This window comes from Atribacterota bacterium (assembly GCA_039638595.1).
GTDB lineage: Bacteria > Atribacterota > Atribacteria > Atribacterales > Caldatribacteriaceae > Profundicultor > Profundicultor thermophilus.
Map to the genome: position 1 here is coordinate 1 of JBDIWM010000002.1, position 19403 is coordinate 19403.

23 protein-coding genes and 1 riboswitch are annotated in these 19403 nt (G+C 49.2%); of the genes, 21 read left to right on the forward strand and 2 right to left on the reverse strand.

Annotation, left to right across the window (positions count from 1 at the left end; genetic code table 11):
• From ABDK92_00770 to ABDK92_00810, 9 genes are all read left to right on the forward strand, one after another.
• Positions 1–626, forward strand: a 626-nt coding sequence (locus ABDK92_00770; GenBank protein ID MEN3185155.1) for a BamA/TamA family outer membrane protein, incomplete at its 5' end; no start/stop codon positions are given.
• Positions 627–652: 26 nt separating this feature from the next.
• The gene (locus ABDK92_00775; protein MEN3185156.1) at positions 653–1231 is read left to right on the forward strand and encodes an OmpH family outer membrane protein; all 579 of its coding nucleotides are present in this window, start codon (positions 653–655) and stop codon (positions 1229–1231) included.
• Positions 1228–2253: a UDP-3-O-(3-hydroxymyristoyl)glucosamine N-acyltransferase gene (lpxD, locus tag ABDK92_00780; GenBank protein ID MEN3185157.1), complete on the forward strand. Its 1026-nt coding sequence runs from the start codon at positions 1228–1230 to the stop codon at positions 2251–2253. Before ABDK92_00775 ends, lpxD begins: the two co-directional genes overlap by 4 nt.
• Positions 2246–3088 carry a UDP-3-O-acyl-N-acetylglucosamine deacetylase gene (locus ABDK92_00785; protein MEN3185158.1) on the forward strand — a complete coding sequence of 281 codons (843 nt, stop codon included), beginning with the start codon at positions 2246–2248 and terminating at the stop codon, positions 3086–3088. The genes lpxD and ABDK92_00785 overlap by 8 nt, the downstream gene beginning before the upstream one ends.
• Positions 3075–3896, forward strand: coding sequence for an acyl-ACP--UDP-N-acetylglucosamine O-acyltransferase (gene lpxA / locus ABDK92_00790; GenBank protein ID MEN3185159.1), 822 nt, complete (start codon positions 3075–3077; stop codon positions 3894–3896). Before ABDK92_00785 ends, lpxA begins: the two co-directional genes overlap by 14 nt.
• Entirely contained in the window at positions 3865–4650 is a 786-nt protein-coding gene (gene lpxI / locus ABDK92_00795; GenBank protein MEN3185160.1) for a UDP-2,3-diacylglucosamine diphosphatase LpxI, read from the forward strand. Before lpxA ends, lpxI begins: the two co-directional genes overlap by 32 nt.
• A 1-nt stretch (position 4651) precedes the next feature.
• The gene (lpxB, locus tag ABDK92_00800) at positions 4652–5764 is read left to right on the forward strand and encodes a lipid-A-disaccharide synthase (GenBank protein MEN3185161.1); all 1113 of its coding nucleotides are present in this window, start codon (positions 4652–4654) and stop codon (positions 5762–5764) included.
• Complete coding sequence (locus tag ABDK92_00805; GenBank protein MEN3185162.1) at positions 5748–6872, forward strand: hypothetical protein; 1125 nt, start codon at positions 5748–5750, stop codon at positions 6870–6872. The genes lpxB and ABDK92_00805 overlap by 17 nt, the downstream gene beginning before the upstream one ends.
• Complete coding sequence (locus ABDK92_00810) at positions 6853–8607, forward strand: ABC transporter ATP-binding protein (GenBank protein ID MEN3185163.1); 1755 nt, start codon at positions 6853–6855, stop codon at positions 8605–8607. The genes ABDK92_00805 and ABDK92_00810 overlap by 20 nt, the downstream gene beginning before the upstream one ends.
• On the opposite strand, the gene ABDK92_00815 is transcribed toward ABDK92_00810, so the two are convergent.
• Entirely contained in the window at positions 8562–9107 is a 546-nt protein-coding gene (locus ABDK92_00815; GenBank protein MEN3185164.1) for a DUF4416 family protein, read from the reverse strand. The genes ABDK92_00810 and ABDK92_00815 overlap by 46 nt on opposite strands.
• A 103-nt stretch (positions 9108–9210) precedes the next feature.
• Here ABDK92_00815 and ABDK92_00820 point away from each other — a divergent pair, with 103 nt between their 5' ends.
• The 11 genes from ABDK92_00820 (at position 9211) to ABDK92_00870 (ending at position 18326) form a co-directional block, all read left to right on the forward strand.
• Positions 9211–9675: a ferritin family protein gene (locus ABDK92_00820; protein MEN3185165.1), complete on the forward strand. Its 465-nt coding sequence runs from the start codon at positions 9211–9213 to the stop codon at positions 9673–9675.
• A 1-nt stretch (position 9676) separates the two neighbouring features.
• Positions 9677–10645 (forward strand): DJ-1/PfpI/YhbO family deglycase/protease, encoded by a 969-nt coding sequence (locus tag ABDK92_00825; GenBank protein ID MEN3185166.1) that lies wholly within the window; start codon positions 9677–9679, stop codon positions 10643–10645.
• A gap of 12 nt (positions 10646–10657) precedes the next feature.
• Positions 10658–11302 (forward strand): thioredoxin family protein, encoded by a 645-nt coding sequence (locus tag ABDK92_00830; protein MEN3185167.1) that lies wholly within the window; start codon positions 10658–10660, stop codon positions 11300–11302.
• 30 nt (positions 11303–11332) lie between these two features.
• Positions 11333–12391, forward strand: a complete 1059-nt coding sequence (locus tag ABDK92_00835; GenBank protein MEN3185168.1) for an NAD(P)-dependent alcohol dehydrogenase — start codon at positions 11333–11335, stop codon at positions 12389–12391.
• A gap of 40 nt (positions 12392–12431) precedes the next feature.
• A riboswitch (TPP riboswitch) is annotated at positions 12432–12547 on the forward strand.
• 42 nt (positions 12548–12589) lie between these two features.
• Positions 12590–13102 (forward strand): energy coupling factor transporter S component ThiW, encoded by a 513-nt coding sequence (thiW, locus tag ABDK92_00840; GenBank protein ID MEN3185169.1) that lies wholly within the window; start codon positions 12590–12592, stop codon positions 13100–13102.
• Positions 13087–14331, forward strand: a complete 1245-nt coding sequence (gene cytX, locus ABDK92_00845) for a putative hydroxymethylpyrimidine transporter CytX (protein MEN3185170.1) — start codon at positions 13087–13089, stop codon at positions 14329–14331. Before thiW ends, cytX begins: the two co-directional genes overlap by 16 nt.
• A complete protein-coding gene (gene thiM / locus ABDK92_00850; protein ID MEN3185171.1) occupies positions 14316–15125 on the forward strand; it encodes a hydroxyethylthiazole kinase in 810 nt (269 codons plus the stop codon). Before cytX ends, thiM begins: the two co-directional genes overlap by 16 nt.
• Before the next feature lies 1 nt (position 15126).
• Positions 15127–15759, forward strand: a complete 633-nt coding sequence (thiE, locus tag ABDK92_00855) for a thiamine phosphate synthase (GenBank protein ID MEN3185172.1) — start codon at positions 15127–15129, stop codon at positions 15757–15759.
• The gene (thiL, locus tag ABDK92_00860) at positions 15756–16763 is read left to right on the forward strand and encodes a thiamine-phosphate kinase (protein ID MEN3185173.1); all 1008 of its coding nucleotides are present in this window, start codon (positions 15756–15758) and stop codon (positions 16761–16763) included. Before thiE ends, thiL begins: the two co-directional genes overlap by 4 nt.
• A gap of 13 nt (positions 16764–16776) precedes the next feature.
• Entirely contained in the window at positions 16777–17604 is an 828-nt protein-coding gene (gene thiD, locus ABDK92_00865; GenBank protein MEN3185174.1) for a bifunctional hydroxymethylpyrimidine kinase/phosphomethylpyrimidine kinase, read from the forward strand.
• A complete protein-coding gene (locus ABDK92_00870) occupies positions 17598–18326 on the forward strand; it encodes a DUF72 domain-containing protein (protein ID MEN3185175.1) in 729 nt (242 codons plus the stop codon). The genes thiD and ABDK92_00870 overlap by 7 nt, the downstream gene beginning before the upstream one ends.
• Here ABDK92_00870 and ABDK92_00875 read toward each other — a convergent pair.
• Positions 18323–18715 carry an OsmC family protein gene (locus ABDK92_00875; GenBank protein MEN3185176.1) on the reverse strand — a complete coding sequence of 131 codons (393 nt, stop codon included), beginning with the start codon at positions 18713–18715 and terminating at the stop codon, positions 18323–18325. The genes ABDK92_00870 and ABDK92_00875 overlap by 4 nt on opposite strands.
• Positions 18716–18796: 81 nt before the next feature.
• Between ABDK92_00875 and ABDK92_00880 the strand changes: the two genes are divergently transcribed.
• Positions 18797–19396, forward strand: a complete 600-nt coding sequence (locus ABDK92_00880; GenBank protein MEN3185177.1) for a hypothetical protein — start codon at positions 18797–18799, stop codon at positions 19394–19396.
• Positions 19397–19403 lie beyond the last annotated feature (7 nt).

The following is a 19403-nucleotide window of genomic DNA, read 5'->3' on the forward strand; positions in this document are numbered from 1 at the left end:
TAGGAGAGCACTGGAAATGGACATTGCGTTACAAGACTGAGGATATTGCCATCACTGTTCTGGATGGAGAATCGCCTGATGGGGGCGGAAAAAGCAATTCGATTACTCCCACGATTATCTATGATACCCGAGATGACATTTTCAATCCTCATAGTGGTTGGTGGTGTAGTTTGCAAGCAGAGTTTGCAGGGAGATTTTTAGGGGGTGATTATAACTACAGTAAGTATGTATTAGATGTTCGCAACTATATCGATACGGGTGAGAATGCCACCCTGGCGCTCCGTTTTGTAGGAGGTATTGCCGATGTGGAATTACCCAGATTTGAACAGTTCTCGGTTGGTGGGGTCAATACCTTAAGGGGGTACGACCTCTACGAGTTTCAGGGTGAGAAAATGCTGGTCTTCAATCTGGAGTACCGTTTCGATATTGCTAAGAACACCCAGTTGGTTGTGTTTGGGGATGCGGGATATGCATGGCCTTTAGGTGAAACAATCCGCTTTGCAGACTTGAAAACTGGTTATGGCATAGGGCTGCGTTTCGATACCCCTATTGGTCCGATACGGCTTGATTACGGGATCGGAGAAGAAGGCGGACAGACCTACGTCAGCATTGGGCAAACTTTTTAAGATTTGGTGGAAAGGAGAAAAAGCACATGAAGAAGATGTATCACCGGTTGGTCATTGTTTCAGTGGTGACGATATTCCTCCTGGTTTCGGGACTGGCTTTTGCTCAGAGCAAAAAGGCCACTCCTTCTCCAAAGCCGGCTCCGACGGGTAATCCAGAGACCAACGTATCTTCTATTGGGTTGCTGGACATTAACAAGATTTTTGAGGCTCACCCGAATACCGCGAAGATCGTGGAGCTGGAAAAGAAAATCAATGAGGAATTCCAGAAAAGGCAGCAGGAATTAACCGAGAAAGGAAAAGGGAAAACCAAAGAAGAGGTGCAGAAGTTAGAAGAAGAGATGAATGCCGAATGGATGCCGATTCGGGATGAGATGTTAAAAAATCGGCAGGCGCTCCTCGATGAGCGGTATGGTGATATCATTGCTGCGGTGAAGAACGTTTCCGAAAACATGAAACTTACCCTGGTTATTCGGAGTGAACTCCGCATTCCGGTAAGCCAAAAAGAACTCTTAGAAATGCCCCTTATTTTTTATGGTGGTGTCGATATTACGGACAAGGTGATTGAGGAACTCAAAAACCTGGTTGCGAGTAAGACCAATCAATGAAACTTCGGGAGGTATGTCAAATCATTGGGGGTCTCCTTGATGGAGACCCCGATTTCGAGGTGGAGGGGATTAAGGAGCCTCAGGAAGCGACGGTTAATGACCTTGTTTTTCTGTATCACCCTCGTTTTATTACCAGTGTCCAGAATTCGCCGGCGCTGGCGGTGGTGGCGCAAAAGGATTTTCAAGGAAAATTACCAGGAAAACATTGCATTCTCGTCGATAATCCCCGGTACACCTTTACCCAGCTTGTTCCTTATTTTTTTGGGTTTCCGTCATTTCCAGTGGGGGTTCATCCTCAGGCGATGGTTCATTCTAAGGCGATTCTCAAGGAGGGTGTCTCAGTTGGAGCTTTTTCGGTTGTTGAAGAGGGAGCGCTGATTGGCGAGCGTACGGTAGTCTATCCTCAAGTGTATATCGGAAAAGATGTGGTCATTGGGCGGGAATGCCTCATCTACCCTCAAGTGGTGATTCGAGAACGATGTGTACTTGGTGATCGGGTTATTCTTCACAGTGGGGTGGTAATCGGAGCCGATGGCTTTGGATATGAATGGTATCAGGGAAGATATGTGAAAATTCCTCACGTGGGTCGAGTGGTCATTGAAGACGACGTAGAAATCGGAGCCAATGCCACAATTGACCGAGCAACCCTGGGAACGACCCGGATTGGACAGGGCTCGAAAATCGACAATCTGGTTACCGTAGCTCACAATGTGAGCGTGGGAAAGCATGTGGTAATTGCTGCACAATCCGGTATTGCTGGAAGTAGTCAGGTCGGAGACCGGGTGGTTATGGGGGGCCAATCTGGGGTTGTGGATCATTGTGATGTGCCTGAGGGAGTGCAGGTTGCCGGGCGAGCTGTGATTACGTCACGAGTGGAAAAAGGTTCTATGGTGTCCGGTTTCCCTGCCCAGGACCATCATAAGGAGCTTAGAGAGAGGGCTCTGGTGCGGAAATTACCTGAGATATGGCAGAGGTTGAAGAGTATCGAGGAGAAACTGACCAGGATCTTCCAGCATGGATGAGGGAGTACGGCAAAAGACTGTAGCAACTCCAGTTACTTTAGAAGGGAAGGGGTTACATACCGGAGAAGAGGTCTCGATGACGCTTTTTCCCTCCAAGGAGGACACCGGTATCGTCTTTCGGGTGATACAGAATTCTCGGGAAATTTGGATTCCGGCCCGGATTGAATATGCAACGTTCGGTTCCCGTTCGACTGCGTTGGCTAATGAAGGTGTTGTGCTCCGAACCGTAGAGCATTTTCTTGCTGCTTGCTGGGGGTGGGGGATAACCAATTTGGAGGTATGGGTCGAAGGAGGAGAACTTCCTGGAGGTGATAGCAGTGCGCTCATTTTCTTTGAAGCGCTTGCTCGCGCCGGGATGGTCATCCAGAATAAACTCTGTCCTGTACTTTCGCTGCAGCATGTGCTTAGAGTGGGTGACACAGAAAAAGGCCTGTTTGCGTTTCCGGCTCAGGACACCCAGGTTTTTTACCTTCTCGATGTGACGCAAAAAGGAATGTTCTTGCAGAGTGTACAGTTTCGAGAAGGGGATGATTTTGCTTGTCTTGCCCAAGCTCGAACCTTTGCTTTCGAATGGGAGATTGCTCATATTCTGGAACATGGGCTTGGATTAGGAATACGCAGCGAAGCCCTGGTTTTGGATCCCTGGGGGCGGAGTAACCACCCTTTACGCCATCCTCAAGAAGCGGCCTACCATAAAATCCTGGATTTTCTGGGAGATTTGATGCTTTTGGGGGTAAGAGTTCAGGGGGGATTCTTGGGTATTCGCTCTGGGCACCAACTTAATCAGCGGATGGTGGAGCTTTTGCGAAAGGAGGTCAAAAATGGTTACCATTGATCCCACCGCCAGAGTATCGAAACATGCCATACTGGAAGAAGGGGTTGAGGTAGGACCGTATGCTATCATTGGAGAAGGAACAAAGATTGGAGCACATGCGAGCATTGGTCCTTTTGCGGTTCTCGAAGGACGGGTGGAGATTGGTGCGCATTGTGTCATCGGTCCCCATACCATCATTGGCGCTCCGCCACAAGACCTCTCATACCGGGGTGAAGAAACTGCAGTAGTCATTGGAGAGGGAACCACCATCCGAGAGTTTGTGACCATTCACAGAGCGACTGGGGAAGGAAAAACCACCCAAATTGGCCGGGCTTGTTTCATCATGGCCTACTGTCATATTGCGCATAATTGTTCTATTGGTGATGGTGTGGTGATGGCCAATGGCGCCATGCTCTGTGGGCACGTAATCATTGAAGACTGGGCTACCCTAAGCGGGCTTTTGGGAATTCATCAGTTTGTTCATCTTGGGCGGTTGTGTATGGTGGGGGGGCTGGCCAAAGTAACTATGGATATTCCTCCCTATACCCTGGCTGACGGTCATCCGGCGCGAATTTATGGCCTCAATCGAGTGGGTCTAAAAAGGCGGGGATTTTCCCCGGAAAAACGTGAAGCGATCAAGAAAATTTACACTTTTCTTTATCGGAGTGGTTTACCGCTTCGTAAAGCTCTGGAAGAGCTTCCCAAAACGGGGTACGATATGGCTTTGGTTGAAGAGATTATTGCCTTTTTTGCTCGAAGTAAAAGAGGTGTAACCCGTTGGACCAAGGGCATGGAAGATGTCCGAGAAGATGCTTCTTTTGACGGGTGAAGGTAAGATTCCTCTTCTTGTCTATCAGAGAGCCAGCCTTACCAGTGAAGTGCTGGTACTCAGTTCTTCTTTTTTATGCCCTGAGGAGGGACTCCCGGTTCACTTCTTTTGTTCTTCGTTCTCGGTGAACGATGTGATTCGTTTGGTAAAGGACCATGGGATTCGCAGGGTATGTCTGGCTGGGAAGGTTCCCAAGAGGGTGCTTTTTCAGGGGGGTTTTCTATCGCAGGAGATCGAAGCGACTTCTCCCTCTTTTGCTGATCAGGTGATTATCAAAAAAGTTATGATGGATTTGATGCGTGAAGGGCTAGAAGTGGTTTCACCGCTTACCTTTCTCGCTGATTCTTTGACTCCGCCAGGGGTACTCACCGAGAGAATTCCTGATGTCCAGGAATGGTCTGATATTGCCTTAGGCTTTCGAGTGGCACGATTTCTGGCTGATGAAGAAATTGGTCAGACGGTGGTGGTGAAAAGGGGGACGGTCCTTTCTCTTGAGGGGGCAGAAGGAACTGATACCGCGATTCAAAGGGGTCTTGAACTTGGACGTGGGGGTGTAGTGGTCAAAGTGGCGCGCAGCAGCCAGGATTTCTTTATCGACATTCCCACTATTGGGTTACAGACGATAGAACTGTTAGTGCGCTTCGGGGGTCAAGTTCTGGCCGTGGAGAGCGGGAAAACCCTCTTTTTAGACCGAGACGAAGCACTGGACCGAGCCGAAAAGCATTCACTGAGCATTGTGGGAATTGAGCGATAAAGTGGGTAAGGCGATTCTTTTTTCCTGTGGTGACATTTCGGGAGATCGGTATGTGGGTGCAATGGTGCGTCTTCTCCGGAGGCGATTTCCGGACGTGGATGTGTTTGCTCTGGGAGGGGAAGAAAGCGCCAGCTCTGGAGCACAGCTTCTTTATTCTACCGCTTCGCTCTCGACCTTCGGGCTTCTGGAGGCGATTGGTTCCTTGCGCCAGTGGTGGAAGGCGTGGAATCTTGCCCGTCTCTTTATCAGAACGTATCGCCCCCAAGCGGTGGTGCTTGTTGATAATCCTGGTTTTAACTTTCGTCTGGCGCATTTCTGTCGAAAACAGAGAATTCCGGTGGTGTACTTTGCTCCACCTCAAGTGTGGGCCTGGGGTAAAAAAAGAGGCTGGGAGTTAGCAAGACTTGCTGACTGGATTTTCCCCCTTTTCCCCTGGGAAGTTCCCTACTTTTCTTCTGGTCGGGCCTGTGTTAGGTGGGCTGGGCATCCCCTTTTGGAATTGTTGCGGCAGGGTTTACCGGATATCTGGGAAGTTTTCTCTGAGATTCCCTGGGTAGTTCTTCTTCCGGGCAGTCGCAGAGCAGAGGTATTGCGATATCTTGAAGTTGTTCAAGAGTACCTCCAAAGGAATCCTTCTCTCGGAGATTCATATCGTCTGGTGGCCGTGGCAGCATCCCCGGAGCTACGGACCCTCTTAACTGAAAAACTGTGTCAATTTTCGGTAACAGTGGTGATGAAAAAGGAACTTCCTCGTGTTTTGCGTAACGCCAGCCTTGCCATTGCCTGTGCCGGGACGGTCACTCTGGAAGTGGCTCTGGCGGGAGTTCCTCAGATTATCGTCTATCGCCTCTCTCCATTCACTTTCTGGGTGGCGAAGATGGTATTTCAGGAATCTTTTATTGGATTGCCAAATATTGTTCTGGGGGAACGTATTTACCCTGAGCTTATCCAGGATGATTTTTCCTGGCGAAACCTGCAGCGAGAGGTGGAGAATATGTTGCAGGATGCACAGATTCGTGAAAAAGCGCTTTTCTGGGCGAGACAGATTCGGGAACGCCTTGACCGGGGGGATCCGTTCGCACAGGTGGTGGAAGTTCTTGGTACCTACCTCTAACCAAGGGGGACATCTTCTCATCACGGTCAATAGCCCTGGAGAGGTGTATTACTGGCTATGGCCTCTTTTAGAGGAATTGAAGTGTTGCTCGTGTGTTCCCCGGATATGGGTTTTTGTATCCCCCTGTCAGTTTGCCACCGGTCGAGAAGTTGAGATCGTCCGGAGTTTTCCCTTAGTTGAAAGGGTTTTTTCTCCCCGGGAAACCATCTGGTTTACCTTAGGTCTGTCACGATTTACACCCGCTTCTTGGGGTCTTACACTCTTTTTGGGGGGTGATCTTCTCTATGCGGTGCTCTTAAAAAGGAGAACTGGCTACCCCCTGTGGGCGTACGGTGTATCCCCCCGGTGGGTTTCTCAGGTGGATCGGTACCTGGTGCGTTTTCCAAATGATATGGTTCGCTTTCCTCAAAAGCAGCGTGTTTACGTGGGGGATTTACTGGCCTCGGCGGTGGCAAAATTGAAAACCGAACCCCTTTTCCCTTCAGGTACTCCTCGCTTTCTCTTTTTACCCGGGAGCCGAAGGTTTGCTTACCCGGCTCTTTTCCCTCTTTTCCAAACCTGGGTAAAGGCGCTGAGAGGACGATATCCGGAGGCTTCCTTTGTCATGGGTTTACCTTTTCATTATCAGCGTGCAGTGGTACCGGAAATATCGGAGATGGTGGTTTTCTTTGGGAAAACTTCGAGTCTTATCCAGGAGGCGGATCTCGTTATCACGGTACCGGGTTCCAACAATTTGGAAATTGTGTATCGGGAAAAAAGAGGAATCGTTGTTTTCCCCGCTTCCAGGAAAATTGAAATGCTCCCGGTTATGGGACCGCTGGCTATTTTGGAAAAAATTCCCTATTGGGGTAAAATATTGAAAAGAAGAATCCTTTATCGGAGGTTGGAGGAAGCCGGATGGATTTCCCTTCCCAACCTGCTCTGGCAAAAAGAGATCTTGCCAGAGCTCAAAGGGAACATTCCTGTGGAGCAATTCCTCGAAGTGGTAGAGAAAACTTTACGGGACCAGACCAAAAAGCTTTTACCGGAAGAACTTCCATCCCCCGATGCGTCGCTCCGTCTTGTAAACCTCATCATGGAGGCGTGGCATGGTGAAAAGGTCCGGTAGTCTTTGGCGGCTTTTGCGTTATCTCCGTCCCTATGGGTGGTATATCATGGGGGCTTTGTTGATGGCTCTTTTTGGCGCCGGCCTTAACCTCCTTCTGCCTTGGCTTTTGCGGGATACCATCGATCGGGTTCTCATTCAAAAGGATTTAAGACTTCTGATGTTTATTTCTCTGGGTGTCATTGTGATCTTTTTTGTAAAAGGGATTACCTCATATGCCCAGAATTTCTGGATTTCTCTGGCTGGTTTTCGGGCCATTACCAAACTCCGTTCAGACCTGTATCAGCATCTCCATTCTCTTTCGGCGTCCTTTTTTCAAGAAACACACCCTGGAGAAGTGATTTCTCGCATGACCAACGACATCACCATTCTGCAGAACCTATTTTCCAGTGTTTTTGTGAACATCATCATGGATTTTCTCATCTTTGCCGGTTCGGTAGTTTTCCTGTTTTTCATCCATTGGAAGCTGGCAGCGCTGTCGCTTCTCGTTTTTCCCTTGGTGGGGACGAGCGTCGATTACCTGGGCAAAAAAATCAAAAGTTTTTCGCATCTTTTGCAAAATAGAGCTGCGCTCCTCACTTCGCTCGTTGAGCGAGCTGTGACGGGAATGAAGATTATTCAATCGTATGTGAGCGGACACTATGAAGTGGAACGTTTTGAGCGGGAAAACGAAGTAAACTTTTACCTGGCCATGCAACAGGCCAAAGCCAAGGCCATTTTTACTCCCCTTGTAGAACTGGTTACTTCCTGCGGTATTATGGTGGTCATATGGTATGGGGGACGAGAAGTAGTTTACGGGAACCTCACCCCTGGAGGACTGATTGCTTTTCTGGGATATCTGGTCATTGCCTCTTCCCCGCTTTCACGTTTTTCGGCCGGCATTCAAACTCTACAGCAGAGTTTGGCTTCGGCGGAACGAATTTTCGAATTCCTAGACGTCCCTTCTCCCATTCAGGAGGATAAAGAAGCGACGGAGATTACTTCTGTTCGAGAAGGCATTGTTTTTCGAAATGTTTCCTTTGCCTATCGAGGAGAAGCAATTTTACGCCATTTCAATCTGAAAATCCGGTTGGGGGAAAAAGTGGGGATTGTTGGGCCAAGTGGAGCGGGAAAGACGACTCTCATTAACCTTTTGCTTCGTTTCTATGACCCAGATGAGGGAAGCATCGAAATTGACGGAGTGGACATCCGGCGATTTAGACTTTCAGCACTCCGTAATCTCATCGGAGTAGTGCTCCAAGATGCCCTAGTGCTGGGAGGCACTGTCCGGGAAAACATCCTCTATGGGGACTTGAAGGCGTCTTCCGAAGAGGTGTATACTGCTTCCTGCCGGGCGCATGCCCATGAGTTTATCGTGCATCTGGAAAATGGATATGATACCGATGTCGGTGAGGGAGGAAGTCGTCTCTCGGGAGGACAAAAACAACGAATTGCCATTGCTCGGGCCCTGTTGAAAGACCCCCCTATCATGGTTTTTGATGAAGCCACTTCCAACCTGGATCCTGAGTCGGAACGATGCATTCTCAATACCATCGCTCAGATTGAGGGGGATAAAATTGTGATTATCATTGCCCACTCCCTGAGAATGGTGCGCAACCTGGACCGGGTTGTCCTTGTGCAGGATGGAGAAGTCAAAGGGGAAGGAACGCATGAGGAACTGATGCGCTCCAACCCCTGGTATCGAGAGCTGTTTCAGGAAGAAGATTTGAGGGCCAGTTCTTTGAGAGATCTGCGGTAGAGTTCTCGAATCTGGAATAAAATAGGACGGTATTCAGGACTCGCGTAATCTGGGTAGGTATAGGGGAAGGGACGGAAATCTCCTCGTTCCCACTTAATGGTTGCTTCGGCAAAAATACCCTTTCCGATATAGACTCGGTGGGCAAAGTTTTTGGTGGTAGCCAGGACGATTTTCCCTCCGTCAAAGTATCCTGGGTCTAAATTGATTTTACGCTCTTTATGCTCATCTTTAGTCTTTTTCTCGATTTCATTGGTGGTCCATTTTATTTCGGAAAGCTGTCCAGGGTCAATGAGGGGTTTAAAAACCAGGAAAACCCGCACGAGGTTCGTTCCGATATCTCGATAATAATCGGTATACGTGAAGGGAACGGAAGGACTTTGCCATTCTATTTGGCCAAAGTGTTCCTGAAGCGGTTCGAGGACTCTTTGTAGCACCTTTTCTTCCTCATATAGAGTGGCAATGAAAAGCTTTACTGGTGGCGGTGGTTTGATCTCTCCCATTTTTTTCACCTCTTTTCTATTCTACGTCAGAATAGCTTTCCTGATAAGATGGTTAAAAAGTGTTAAAATAAAAATGGAAACGGAGAAAGGTAGGGATAGGCGAATGGTGTTACGTTTTGCTCCTGCAGAAATACTGGGTATGGCGGTGGAACTGGAAAGAAGAGGAATCGATTTTTATAGAAGACTTCAGGAATCGGCTCATCAGGAAGCCAAAAAGGTATTTGCTTTCCTTGCCGAAGAGGAGGAAAAACACCTGGCTTTTTTCCGTGGTCTTTTGAACACTCTGGAAGTTGAAGAAACCCTCCAAGACAGCGAAGAGGAAACCCAATATCTGGGGTCTATCGTGGAAAACGGAATTCTGGGAAAAGTCCTAGCTGGTCAGGTTTTACCTTCTTCTCTTGCCGATGCTCTGGAAACCGGTGTCGCGGTGGAAAAAGAGAGCGTACTCTTCTACCAGGGTTTTATTCCTCTGGTCAATCCGACAAAGAGAGGGTGGCTGGAAGAGGTGATTGCAGAAGAAAAAAAGCATTTTCTGAAACTCGTTGCCCTGAGGAAGGAGATGGGATGATGTGGCCCGAAGAAGAGTGATGATTCTGGTAGAAAATCAGTACCAGGAACTGGAGTTGTGGTATCCTCTATTGCGCCTCCGGGAAGAGGGAATTGAGGCCCGGCTGGTAGGGACGAGTACTGAAGAAACCTTTTTGGGACGGCATGGTTTTCCAGCCAGGGCTGAAGTGATTACCTCTTCAGTCAGTTCCCGGGACTTTGATGGAATCATCATACCGGGTGGGTTTGCACCCGATTATCTTCGGCGTTTTCCGGTGGTACTAACCTTGGTACGAGAGTATTATCAGCAGGGAAAACTGATCGGGGCTCTCTCACGTGCACCCTGGGTGCTTATCTCTGCGGACATTGTGCGGGGAAAACGGATAACGGGGCTCTTCTCAATTAAAGACGATGTAGTCAATGCTGGGGGGGACTTTGTGAATCTGCCGGTTGTGGCTGATGGGAATATCATCACTGCTCAGGGTCCGGAAGAATTGCCTCTTTTCATGAAAGAAGTACTCCTTTTTTTATGGCAAAACTCCATTCGGATTGGTGAATCCTGTCCGGATAGCTGGCTTACCGATACGGGTGGAACTCGGGTTTTGCTCTCCCAGGTTATTGCCGGAAAAGGGGCAGTACTCCTTTTTTTTGATTCCGTGTTGAGTCCAAGCAGCGAGAAATTGTTGCCTGCGTATAACACTTTGAGTGACACCATTACGAAACGAGGTGGTCTTTTTATCGGTATTAGCTCCGATGCATTTTTTGTGCAGCGGGTATTCATCAACCGCTCTTCAGTTTCTTTCCCCCTATACAGTGATCCTGCTCTCGATACCATTAAGGCGTTTGGGGTGCTCTCTAGGGAGTACTTGGCAGCGTGGACGGTATTCATTGTCGACCGGAACGGGACCATCCGTTATGGGGAAAGCTGTCCTGGTGGTGATATCGAGACGTTGCCCGGTTTCCAGAAAAAACTGGAAGTGATTTTAGGATAGGGAGGGATGTGGATGTTCCTGCAGAACAAAGATCGGCAGGCGTTAGCGGCATTTTTGCGCGAAAACCTGGTTCAGCCAGTGTATCTCCGTTTTTTCACTCAGGAGCTGGAGTGTGAGACCTGCCAGGATACACGGGCACTCCTCCAAGAGGTAGCGGAACTTTCTCCCTTACTTCACCTGGAGGTTTTTCATTTTCTTGTGGATCAGGAGAAGGCCAAGGCATACGGCATTGACAAAGTTCCTGCGACTGTGGTTGCAGGAGAAAACGACTATGGGATTCGTTTTTATGGCATTCCTGCAGGCTATGAATTTTCCGGGCTTGTGGAGACCCTGGTCTGGGTATCGCGTCGTTCCACAGACCTTGAGGAGGAGACCAAAGCTTTTTTACGTGCGCTCTCACGGCCAGTGACCATTCAGTCTTTTGTCACGGTAACCTGTCCTTACTGCCCGCAGGCTGTGGTGCTTTCCCACAAGATGGCGATAGAAGGGTCTTTAGTGCGTTCGGAAATGGTGGAGGTGACAGAGTTTCCTCATCTTGCCTATCGCTATGGTGTGAGTGCGGTTCCCAAGGTGGTGATCAACGATTCGGTTTCCTTTGAGGGGGCGTTACCGGAAGCACATTTTCTGGCCAAAGTAAAAGAAGCCATTACCGGATAATGTTTATGATTTGCGAAAGGGAGGTTTCGTATGAGTGGAAGAATGAAGGCTGCGGTGATGAAGGGAATCGGGAAAATCGAAATTGAAGAGCTTCCCATACCAATTCCCGGAGATGAGGAGGTATTAATTCGTATCAAAAGCGTGGGAGTATGTGGTTCGGATGTGCATTACTTCGTGGAAGGAAAAATTGGTGATTATGTGGTGCAGCCTCCTTTTATTCTGGGTCACGAATGTTCTGGAGAAGTGGTGGAAGTCGGCAGTCGGGTAAAAAACCTTCGCCCTGGAGACCGGGTAACCATGGAGCCAGGTATTCCCTGTGGAAAATGTGAATTCTGTCGCTCGGGTCGGTATAACCTCTGTCCAGATGTGGTGTTCTGGGCTACCCCACCCATCGATGGAACGTTCTGTGAATATGTTACCCATCCGGCCTATTTTACCTATCCGATTGGGTCTTCAGTGAGCTTTGAAGAAGCGGCACTGGTGGAACCACTTTCGGTTGGTTTCTATGCCGTGCGCAGGGCTCAGGCGGAACCAGGACAGGTGGCGCTCATTCTGGGCAGTGGTCCTATTGGCTTGGTGACGCTGGAAATGCTTTTAGCACGGGGAATAACCGAGGTTATCGCAGTTGATATTTCTCCTCTTCGGCTGGAAAAGGCCAGGGAACTCGGCGCTCAGTATGTGGTCAATGCCAAAGCGGATGATTTGAAAAAAACAGTAATGGAAATCACCCGGGGTCGGGGTGTGGATGTGGTGTTTGAAACGGCTGGAAGTGTGATCACCACCCAGATGACGGTAGAGCTAGTGCGTAAAGGGGGTAAAGTGGTTCTCATTGGCCTTCCTTCGGTGGCCCGGGTGGATTTTGACGTGATTAAGGTCATCGATAAAGAACTGGATGTGCTGGGAATTTTCCGCTATGCCAATACCTATAAGGGTTGTGTGGATCTCCTCAACGCAGGGAAAGTGAACCTGGCCACGCTTATCACCCATCGTTTTTCGCTGGACAGGGCTCAAGAAGCCCTGCAGTTTGCTCACCAGCATAAAATGGACGCCATCAAAGTGGTGGTAAACGTGGGAGATGTGATTACTTGATTTTGGAGTTTTGAGATAATGTGGTATAATAATAAAAATTGAATAGTACCAGGGGAGCTCCTTGAAGGCGGAGCTGAGAGGAGGGTGTCAAACCCTCGACCCATTGAACCTGATCTGGGTAATACCAGCGTAGGGAGTTGGTTCTGAGAAAAAACCATCTACCGCTGGTAGATGGTTTTTTATTTGGAGGTGAAAAGGATGGATAAACACGTGCGTCTTCTGGCGTATACCGGGCTTTTTGTAGCTCTGGGTGTGGTTGCTTCTGGGGTACATATTCCGGTTGGACCGACCAAAGTGTTCCCTTTTCAACATGCCTTGAACGTGCTGGCAGGCATTAGCGTTGGGCCCTGGTATGGAGCGTTGGCGGCTTTTATTACCGGAGTTTTACGCATCATGCTGGGTACTGGTACCATTTTTTCTCTCCCTGGAGGCATTCCAGGAGTGGTGGTGGTGGGATATTTCTATCACTATGTGAAGCGGAGCGACTGGATGGGGTTGCTGGAACCCTTAGGTACAGGACCAGTCGGGGCGACTCTGAGTACCTATGTGGTGGCACCACTTGTGGGGCGAAGTGCAACGCTCTTCTTTTTCCAGAGCGCGTTCCTTTTGAGTAGCATCCCGGGAAGCATTGTGGGGTTGCTCCTCGTCAAGATACTGCGCAGAATGGTTGATTTAGAAACATGGAGGAGAGAACCATGTCGATTGAAGTAATTCCAAAAGAACGCCGTACTCTTGGAAGTGGGGATTTCTTCCTTCTCTGGATGGGTGCAGCCATCGCCATTTCTGAAGTCTGGGCGGGGGGGATACTCGCACCCTTAGGATTTATCTGGGGAATGGGGGTGATTCTTGTGGGGCATCTTATCGGAAATGTTCCATTTGCCCTGGGTGGTGTTTTGGGAAGTGATTGGGGTATTCCATCGATGGTATCAACTCGGTTGGCTTTTGGTGCCAAAGGGTCGTATCTGGCCTCGATTCTCAATGTCGTTCAGCTTCTTGGCTGGACAGCAGTCATGGTCATTATCTGTGCTCGTTCTACGGATCTCATTATGCAATCTCTTTTTCACTTCAGTAATTTCCGATTGTGGATTCTTCTTGCTGGCCTGGTGAGTACTTTCTGGGCACTGATTGAAACCGAATGGTGGAAGTGGATGCAGAGAATTGCAGTCGGAGCACTAGCGGTTCTCTCGGGTCTCATGACCTATGTGGCCCTCCGCAGTGTTTCCTGGTCCACGTTGATTGCGTTTCCAAGAGAGAGTACGCTTCCTTTGGGTATGGGCCTTGATCTTGTCATTGCCATGCCCATCTCCTGGCTACCGCTTGTGGCTGACTATGCCCGTTTTGCCAGAAACACAAAAGGGGCGTTTTGGGGAACGTTTCTGGGATATTTTATCGCCAGTTCCTGGATGTACACTGTGGGTCTCATAAGCGCCCTGGCGACCAAGAATCCGGATCCGTTGCCGGGTATGGTTTCCATGGGCCTTGGTGTGGCAGCGCTTTTTGTCGTCCTTTTTTCCACATTTACCACCACCTTTCTTGATATCTATTCGGCTGGAGTCTCGTTTCTCAACCTTTTTCCTCGTTTGCGAGGGCGGTGGGTGACGATTCTTTTTGGTTTAGGGGGGACGATTCTGGCGCTTATCTTCCCCATGGAGGAGTACGAAAAATTTTTACTCTTCATCGGGGCGATCTTTGTCCCCCTCTTTGCGGTGGTTCTTTTTGATTATTTTCTCGTACGCCGTCGGAACATTGATCTCGGCGAGGCTCTTGAGGGAAGAAAAACTGTTGATTTTGGGGCTATGGTGTCCTGGATAGGGGGTGTGATAATATATCTCCTTTTTACTTTTTTCTTATCCGGTCTCGGCGCTTCTTTGCCTAGCTTTTTTGTGGCTGGGATCTTTTATCTTTTGTTAAAGAGAGGATGGCGATGGAGAGAAATTTGAAGGAAAAAGGTGTGGAAGTATTCCGGCGTATCCGGGAGTCAAAACCCTTGGTGCACCATATCACGAATCTTGTGGTGACCAATGACAATGCCAATACCATGCTGGCTGTGGGGGCTTTACCGGTCATGGCCTACGCCGAGGAAGAAGTGGAAGAAATGGTGACTCATGCCCAGGCTCTGGTGCTCAACATTGGGACTCTGACTCAGGAAGTGGTGCGGAGCGCAATTTTGGCCGGGAAAAAGGCCAATGCCCTGGGGATACCTGTAGTTTTTGATCCAGTGGGAGTGGGAGCGACCTCCTTTCGTACTGCGAGTGCCCAAGCGATTTTACGAGAGGTGAAAGTGGCTGTAGTAAGGGGCAATGCGGCAGAGATTGCTGCTCTTTTGGGAAGAGAAGCCCGCATTCGAGGCGTGGAATCGTCAGATGTTCTTTTGGATCCATTTCGTCTTACTCAGGAGGCGGGAAAAATCCTGGGTACCACTGTAGCGGTAACTGGTAAAATTGATTTTGTGAGTGACGGAGAGAGAACGGCAATTATTCAGAATGGAGACTTCCTCCTGACCCGAGTTACCGGAACTGGCTGTATGGCTACTTCCCTGTGCGGAGCCTGTGTGGCAGTGGAAAGGGATATGTTTCTTGCTGCTTCTTTCGCGCTGGGATTTCTGGGAGTTTGTGCGGAAATCGCTGCGACCTTATCCCGAGGTCCGGGGAGTTTCCATTACACACTGTTTGATGTCATGTATGCATTAACCGAAGAGGAATTTGTTCAGCGTTTGCAGATGGAGGTCGTATAGCATGGATCTTTCGCTGTATGTCATTACAGATCGAACGATTGAGGCCCCTCGAAGTAACGTCGAAGTTGCGAGAGAAGCCGCTAGAGGAGGGGCATCGGTTATCCAGTTACGGGAAAAAAGGGCGTCTACTAAAGTTTTTCTGGAGGAAGCTCTGGAACTGCGAAAGCTCACCAGAGATGAGGGGGTGCTTTTGATTATCAATGACCGGTTGGACGTTGCCCTGGCCGTTGAGGCTGATGGTGTTCATTTAGGAGAAGAGGACATGCCCATTTCTTATGCGCGTCGTCTTGCTCCTTCGCTTCTTATTGGTGTGTCCTGTGACACCGAAAAAAAAGCTCGGGAACTGGAGGCACTGGGTGCTGATTATCTGGGGGTAGGAACGGTTTTCCCCACATCGACCAAAAAGGATGCTGGTGAGCCCATTGGACTTTTGCGTCTGCGCCAGATTAAGGAAGCGGTGAAGATACCGGTGGTGGCCATTGGAGGTATTACGCTCGATAATGTCGAAGAAGTGCTGGCTACCGGAGTTGATGGTGTGGCGGTTGTTTCGGCTGTGGTGGGGGCTTCTTCGCCTTTTGAGGCAGCTCGGGCATTTCGCCAGAAAATCGATACCTTTTGGAGCAAAAAGCGATGAAGACCATTCAAGATCTGGGAGAGTTTGGCATTATTGGGAGACTTAAAACGGTTTTTCAGCCCTCTCAGGAACTGGTGGTTGCTGGTATTGGTGATGACTGTGCGGTGATTGAAGGACCAGATGGTTTTTTTTATCTTCTGACCTGTGATACTCAAGTGGAAGGGGTCCACTTCCTTCCGGATACCGACCCATATCTTCTGGGGAAACGGGTTCTGGCGGTAAACCTCAGCGACATTGCTGCCATGGGGGGAATACCGGTATTGGGGCTTTTGTCATTTATATTACGGTCTTCTCTGTCGATCGAATTCTGGGAAAAATTTATGGCTGGATTGAGAGAAGAGGCTCAAGCTTACCAGGTGGACATCGTGGGGGGGAACCTGGCTCGAAGCAACGGCCCCCTGACCTTTGATGTCACGCTCCTGGGAAAAGTAGAAAAGACTCGCCCTCTTCTTTTGCGTTCCAATGCCCGGGTTGGAGACGCAGTGCTCATAACTGGTTATCTTGGGGAATCGAGGGCAGGTCTTGCCGTGGCAAGCGGAAACAACCCTATAGAAAAAGACCGGTATCAACCCCTTTTAGAACGATTTCTGGCACCAACTCCCCGGATTGAGGTGGGAAGGCTTCTGGGGAAGATGGGAGAACGAATGGCGCTCATCGATGTTTCTGATGGCCTGATTCAGGATTTATCGCACGTCACGGAAAAAAGTGGTGTGGGAGCGGTACTCGAGGCATCCGCTATTCCAGTATCTTCCCTTTTGCGGGCATGGTGTAACGAGAAGGGAGAGAATCCCTTGCAGTTTGCCCTCCAGGGTGGAGAAGATTTTGAGCTCCTTTTCACGGTCCAGGCGAAGTGTGCTCCGGATGTGGTACGGGAGATTGAGCAGTCCTGTGGGGTCAAAGCCTGGATTATTGGTGAAATAGTCCGAGAAAAGGGAATATACCTCCGGAAAAATGGAGAGACTGTGCCAGTTGAATTGGTAGGATGGAATCATTTTCAAAGATAAGGAGATGAATCGTATGAAAAGAGCGTTGACCATTGCCGGATCCGATTCAGGTGGTGGGGCGGGGATTCAGGCTGATCTTAAGACATTTTGTGCCTTTGGAGTCTACGGAATGTCAGCCATCACGGCCATCACGGCGCAGAATACGAAAGAAGTACAGACTGTCTTTCCTCTTCCGGAAGACCTTGTGGTACAACAGATTGAGGCTGTGGTAAGTGATATCGGTGTGGATGCCGTGAAAACTGGGATGCTCCATAATGTGTCCATCATTCGGGCCATTTCCAGGGTGATGAGGGAATTTGGTATTGTGAATCTCGTGGTTGACCCGGTCATGGTGGCGAAAAGCGGGGCGGTGCTTCTTGAAAAAGAAGCCGTTGAAACGCTGATTAGAGAGCTTTTTCCGCTGGCATTGGTGGTAACACCGAACATTGAAGAAGCGTCGATTCTGGCTGGGTTTTCGGTGAGGGACCAAGAAGACATGGAAAAGGCAGCACGGTGTATCTGGGAACGGGGTCCCCGCTACGTGGTGGTGAAGGGAGGACACCTGAAGGGAGAAGAGTTGGTAGATATCCTGTTCGATGGAAAGACAATGCGACCCTATCCGGGGAAAAGAATTTTGACCAAAAACACGCACGGTACTGGTTGTACCTACTCAGCGGCACTGTGCGCGCTTCTTGCTCTCGGTAAAACCGTAGAAGAGGCACTTCCGGTGGTGAAAGAGTACATGGAACTCGTCATTCAGCATGCGCTACCTCTGGGAAGTGGTTTTGGTCCAACCAACCATCTGGCGCCTCTCTTTTTAAAGATGGGTCTTTTGCCCTCTGAAGGGGGAAAAGGATGGTAAAACGGTGCTGGATAGGAACTTCTGGTTGGGTTTACCCCCACTGGAAGGAGGTTTTTTATCCGGCGGCTGTGGCGCAGAGGAACTGGTTATCCTTCTATGCACGGTTTTTCGATACGGTGGAAATCAACGCTTCCTTTTATCGCCTTCCGCCTTTATCGACTTTTGAACACTGGAGGATGCAAGTACACCCCTCGTTTCTCTTTGCCGTAAAGGTGAGCCGTTACATCACTCATGTGAAAAAGCTCAAAGGGGTTGAAGAACCCCTGGCACGTTTCTATGATGTTCTTCAAGGTTTGGGCCAAAATTGTGGTCCCCTTCTTTTTCAACTTTCACCCCGGACTGGATTTGATCGGGAACGATTGGTTTCTTTTGTCCGGCTTCTCGATTCTCGTTTCCGCTACGTCTTTGAATTTCGTCATCCGAGTTTTTTCTGTGACGACGTTTATGAAATTCTGTCCCAAAGGAACATCGCGCTTTGCTTTTCTGATACCCCATCTTTCCCGTACCAAGAGGTCTTGACCGCTCCGTTTGTGTATTTGCGTCTTCATGGAAGCACCTCTCTCTATACCCACCTTTACAGTGAGCGGGAAATTATGAGCTGGGCAGAAAAGATTGACCGTTTCCGGCAAGAGCGCGATGTTTTTTGCTATTTTGATAACGATTACCAGGGATTTGCCATCCGTAACGCACTTCGCCTGAAAGAACTCCTGGGTTTGGGTTAGCTCCGCAAGGTATTGGTGATTTCCTCAACTCCTCCTCGTAGGGTATTCATGATGGTGCAGGCCCTTTCCGCAACCTTGAGGAGCCGTTCTTTTTCTTCGTAGGTTAGATTTCCCTGCAATTCAGTTTCAAGATGAATTTTCTGAATGCGAGAAGGGGTCTCACCCAGTTCTCCCCGGATGCGGATGATGACTTTATCCAGGGGCAGGTTTTTGGTCTTGGCGTAGGCGAAGACCGTTCCGGAGAAACAACTTCCCAGTGCAGCGAGGACATACTCTGTGGGCCAGTGACCCTGGTCACTTTCGGCACCACTGCTTTTGAATGCTACCATATCGTTACCGATTTTTGCTTCCATCTTTCCTTTCTGGGCAATGAATTCGACATAAGCCATACGCTGATACCTCCTAAAGTCTCGTTCTTTATGGTAAAATGAACCCGGTTGGAAAAAAGATATTCCGGGAGGCACCGGTCGATGAAAACACAGTACGTGGTTTTGGGGTTGCTTGTATCGATTCTCCTTCTTGTGGGTGGGTGCGCTCAGGTAGAACTCGCTATTAGAGTGAATAATGATGCCACCATCCCTAAGGCTCGGATTGCAGTGCTGGTCAATGATTACACCGTTTTTGGTCAGTTGAAAAACGTGGCGATCAGCGAATATCGAAAACTTCCTCCCGAAGAGCGGAAATTTGTGGAGGTGCAAACCAAACAGGATGCACCACCCTACATCGTGGCCTGGGTATGGAGTTTCGAAGACCAGGAAAAGGCTCGGGCTTTTACGCAGCAGTTTCTGGGGAGTTCGGCGGAACTCACCAAAGATCAGGATCTCGTGGTGCTCCGGGCAAGCCTTCGAGGAGAAGAGCTGGAAACGGCGCTCAACAAAATGGGTGCATCGAAAGCCAAACCTTTCCTTAACTCAATCACCCTTGCTCTTAAGGCTTATATGCCTGGAGAAATCTTGAGTTATGTGGAAGGCAAGGTCGATGGCAAAGTCTGGACTCAGGATTTCAATTTGGGTAGGATTTATAAGGAGAAACCCACGGTTGAAATTGAGGTCATTTCCAAGGACCAGTAAAGGAGAG

Excerpts from the sequence above, each read along its gene's own strand:
- ABDK92_00775 (MEN3185156.1), top strand. The coding sequence starts at position 653 with ATGAAGAAGATGTATCACCGGTTGGTCATTGTTTCAGTGGTGACGATA.
- lpxD (MEN3185157.1), top strand. The coding sequence starts at position 1,228 with ATGAAACTTCGGGAGGTATGTCAAATCATTGGGGGTCTCCTTGATGGA.
- ABDK92_00785 (MEN3185158.1), top strand. The coding sequence starts at position 2,246 with ATGGATGAGGGAGTACGGCAAAAGACTGTAGCAACTCCAGTTACTTTA.
- lpxA (MEN3185159.1), top strand. The coding sequence starts at position 3,075 with ATGGTTACCATTGATCCCACCGCCAGAGTATCGAAACATGCCATACTG.
- lpxI (MEN3185160.1), top strand. The coding sequence starts at position 3,865 with ATGTCCGAGAAGATGCTTCTTTTGACGGGTGAAGGTAAGATTCCTCTT.
- ABDK92_00810 (MEN3185163.1), top strand. The coding sequence starts at position 6,853 with ATGGTGAAAAGGTCCGGTAGTCTTTGGCGGCTTTTGCGTTATCTCCGT.
- ABDK92_00815 (MEN3185164.1), bottom strand. The coding sequence starts at position 9,107 with ATGGGAGAGATCAAACCACCGCCACCAGTAAAGCTTTTCATTGCCACT.
- ABDK92_00820 (MEN3185165.1), top strand. The coding sequence starts at position 9,211 with ATGGTGTTACGTTTTGCTCCTGCAGAAATACTGGGTATGGCGGTGGAA.
- ABDK92_00830 (MEN3185167.1), top strand. The coding sequence starts at position 10,658 with ATGTTCCTGCAGAACAAAGATCGGCAGGCGTTAGCGGCATTTTTGCGC.
- ABDK92_00835 (MEN3185168.1), top strand. The coding sequence starts at position 11,333 with ATGAGTGGAAGAATGAAGGCTGCGGTGATGAAGGGAATCGGGAAAATC.
- thiW (MEN3185169.1), top strand. The coding sequence starts at position 12,590 with ATGGATAAACACGTGCGTCTTCTGGCGTATACCGGGCTTTTTGTAGCT.
- cytX (MEN3185170.1), top strand. The coding sequence starts at position 13,087 with ATGTCGATTGAAGTAATTCCAAAAGAACGCCGTACTCTTGGAAGTGGG.
- thiM (MEN3185171.1), top strand. The coding sequence starts at position 14,316 with ATGGAGAGAAATTTGAAGGAAAAAGGTGTGGAAGTATTCCGGCGTATC.
- thiE (MEN3185172.1), top strand. The coding sequence starts at position 15,127 with ATGGATCTTTCGCTGTATGTCATTACAGATCGAACGATTGAGGCCCCT.
- thiL (MEN3185173.1), top strand. The coding sequence starts at position 15,756 with ATGAAGACCATTCAAGATCTGGGAGAGTTTGGCATTATTGGGAGACTT.
- thiD (MEN3185174.1), top strand. The coding sequence starts at position 16,777 with ATGAAAAGAGCGTTGACCATTGCCGGATCCGATTCAGGTGGTGGGGCG.
- ABDK92_00870 (MEN3185175.1), top strand. The coding sequence starts at position 17,598 with ATGGTAAAACGGTGCTGGATAGGAACTTCTGGTTGGGTTTACCCCCAC.
- ABDK92_00875 (MEN3185176.1), bottom strand. The coding sequence starts at position 18,715 with ATGGCTTATGTCGAATTCATTGCCCAGAAAGGAAAGATGGAAGCAAAA.
- ABDK92_00880 (MEN3185177.1), top strand. The coding sequence starts at position 18,797 with ATGAAAACACAGTACGTGGTTTTGGGGTTGCTTGTATCGATTCTCCTT.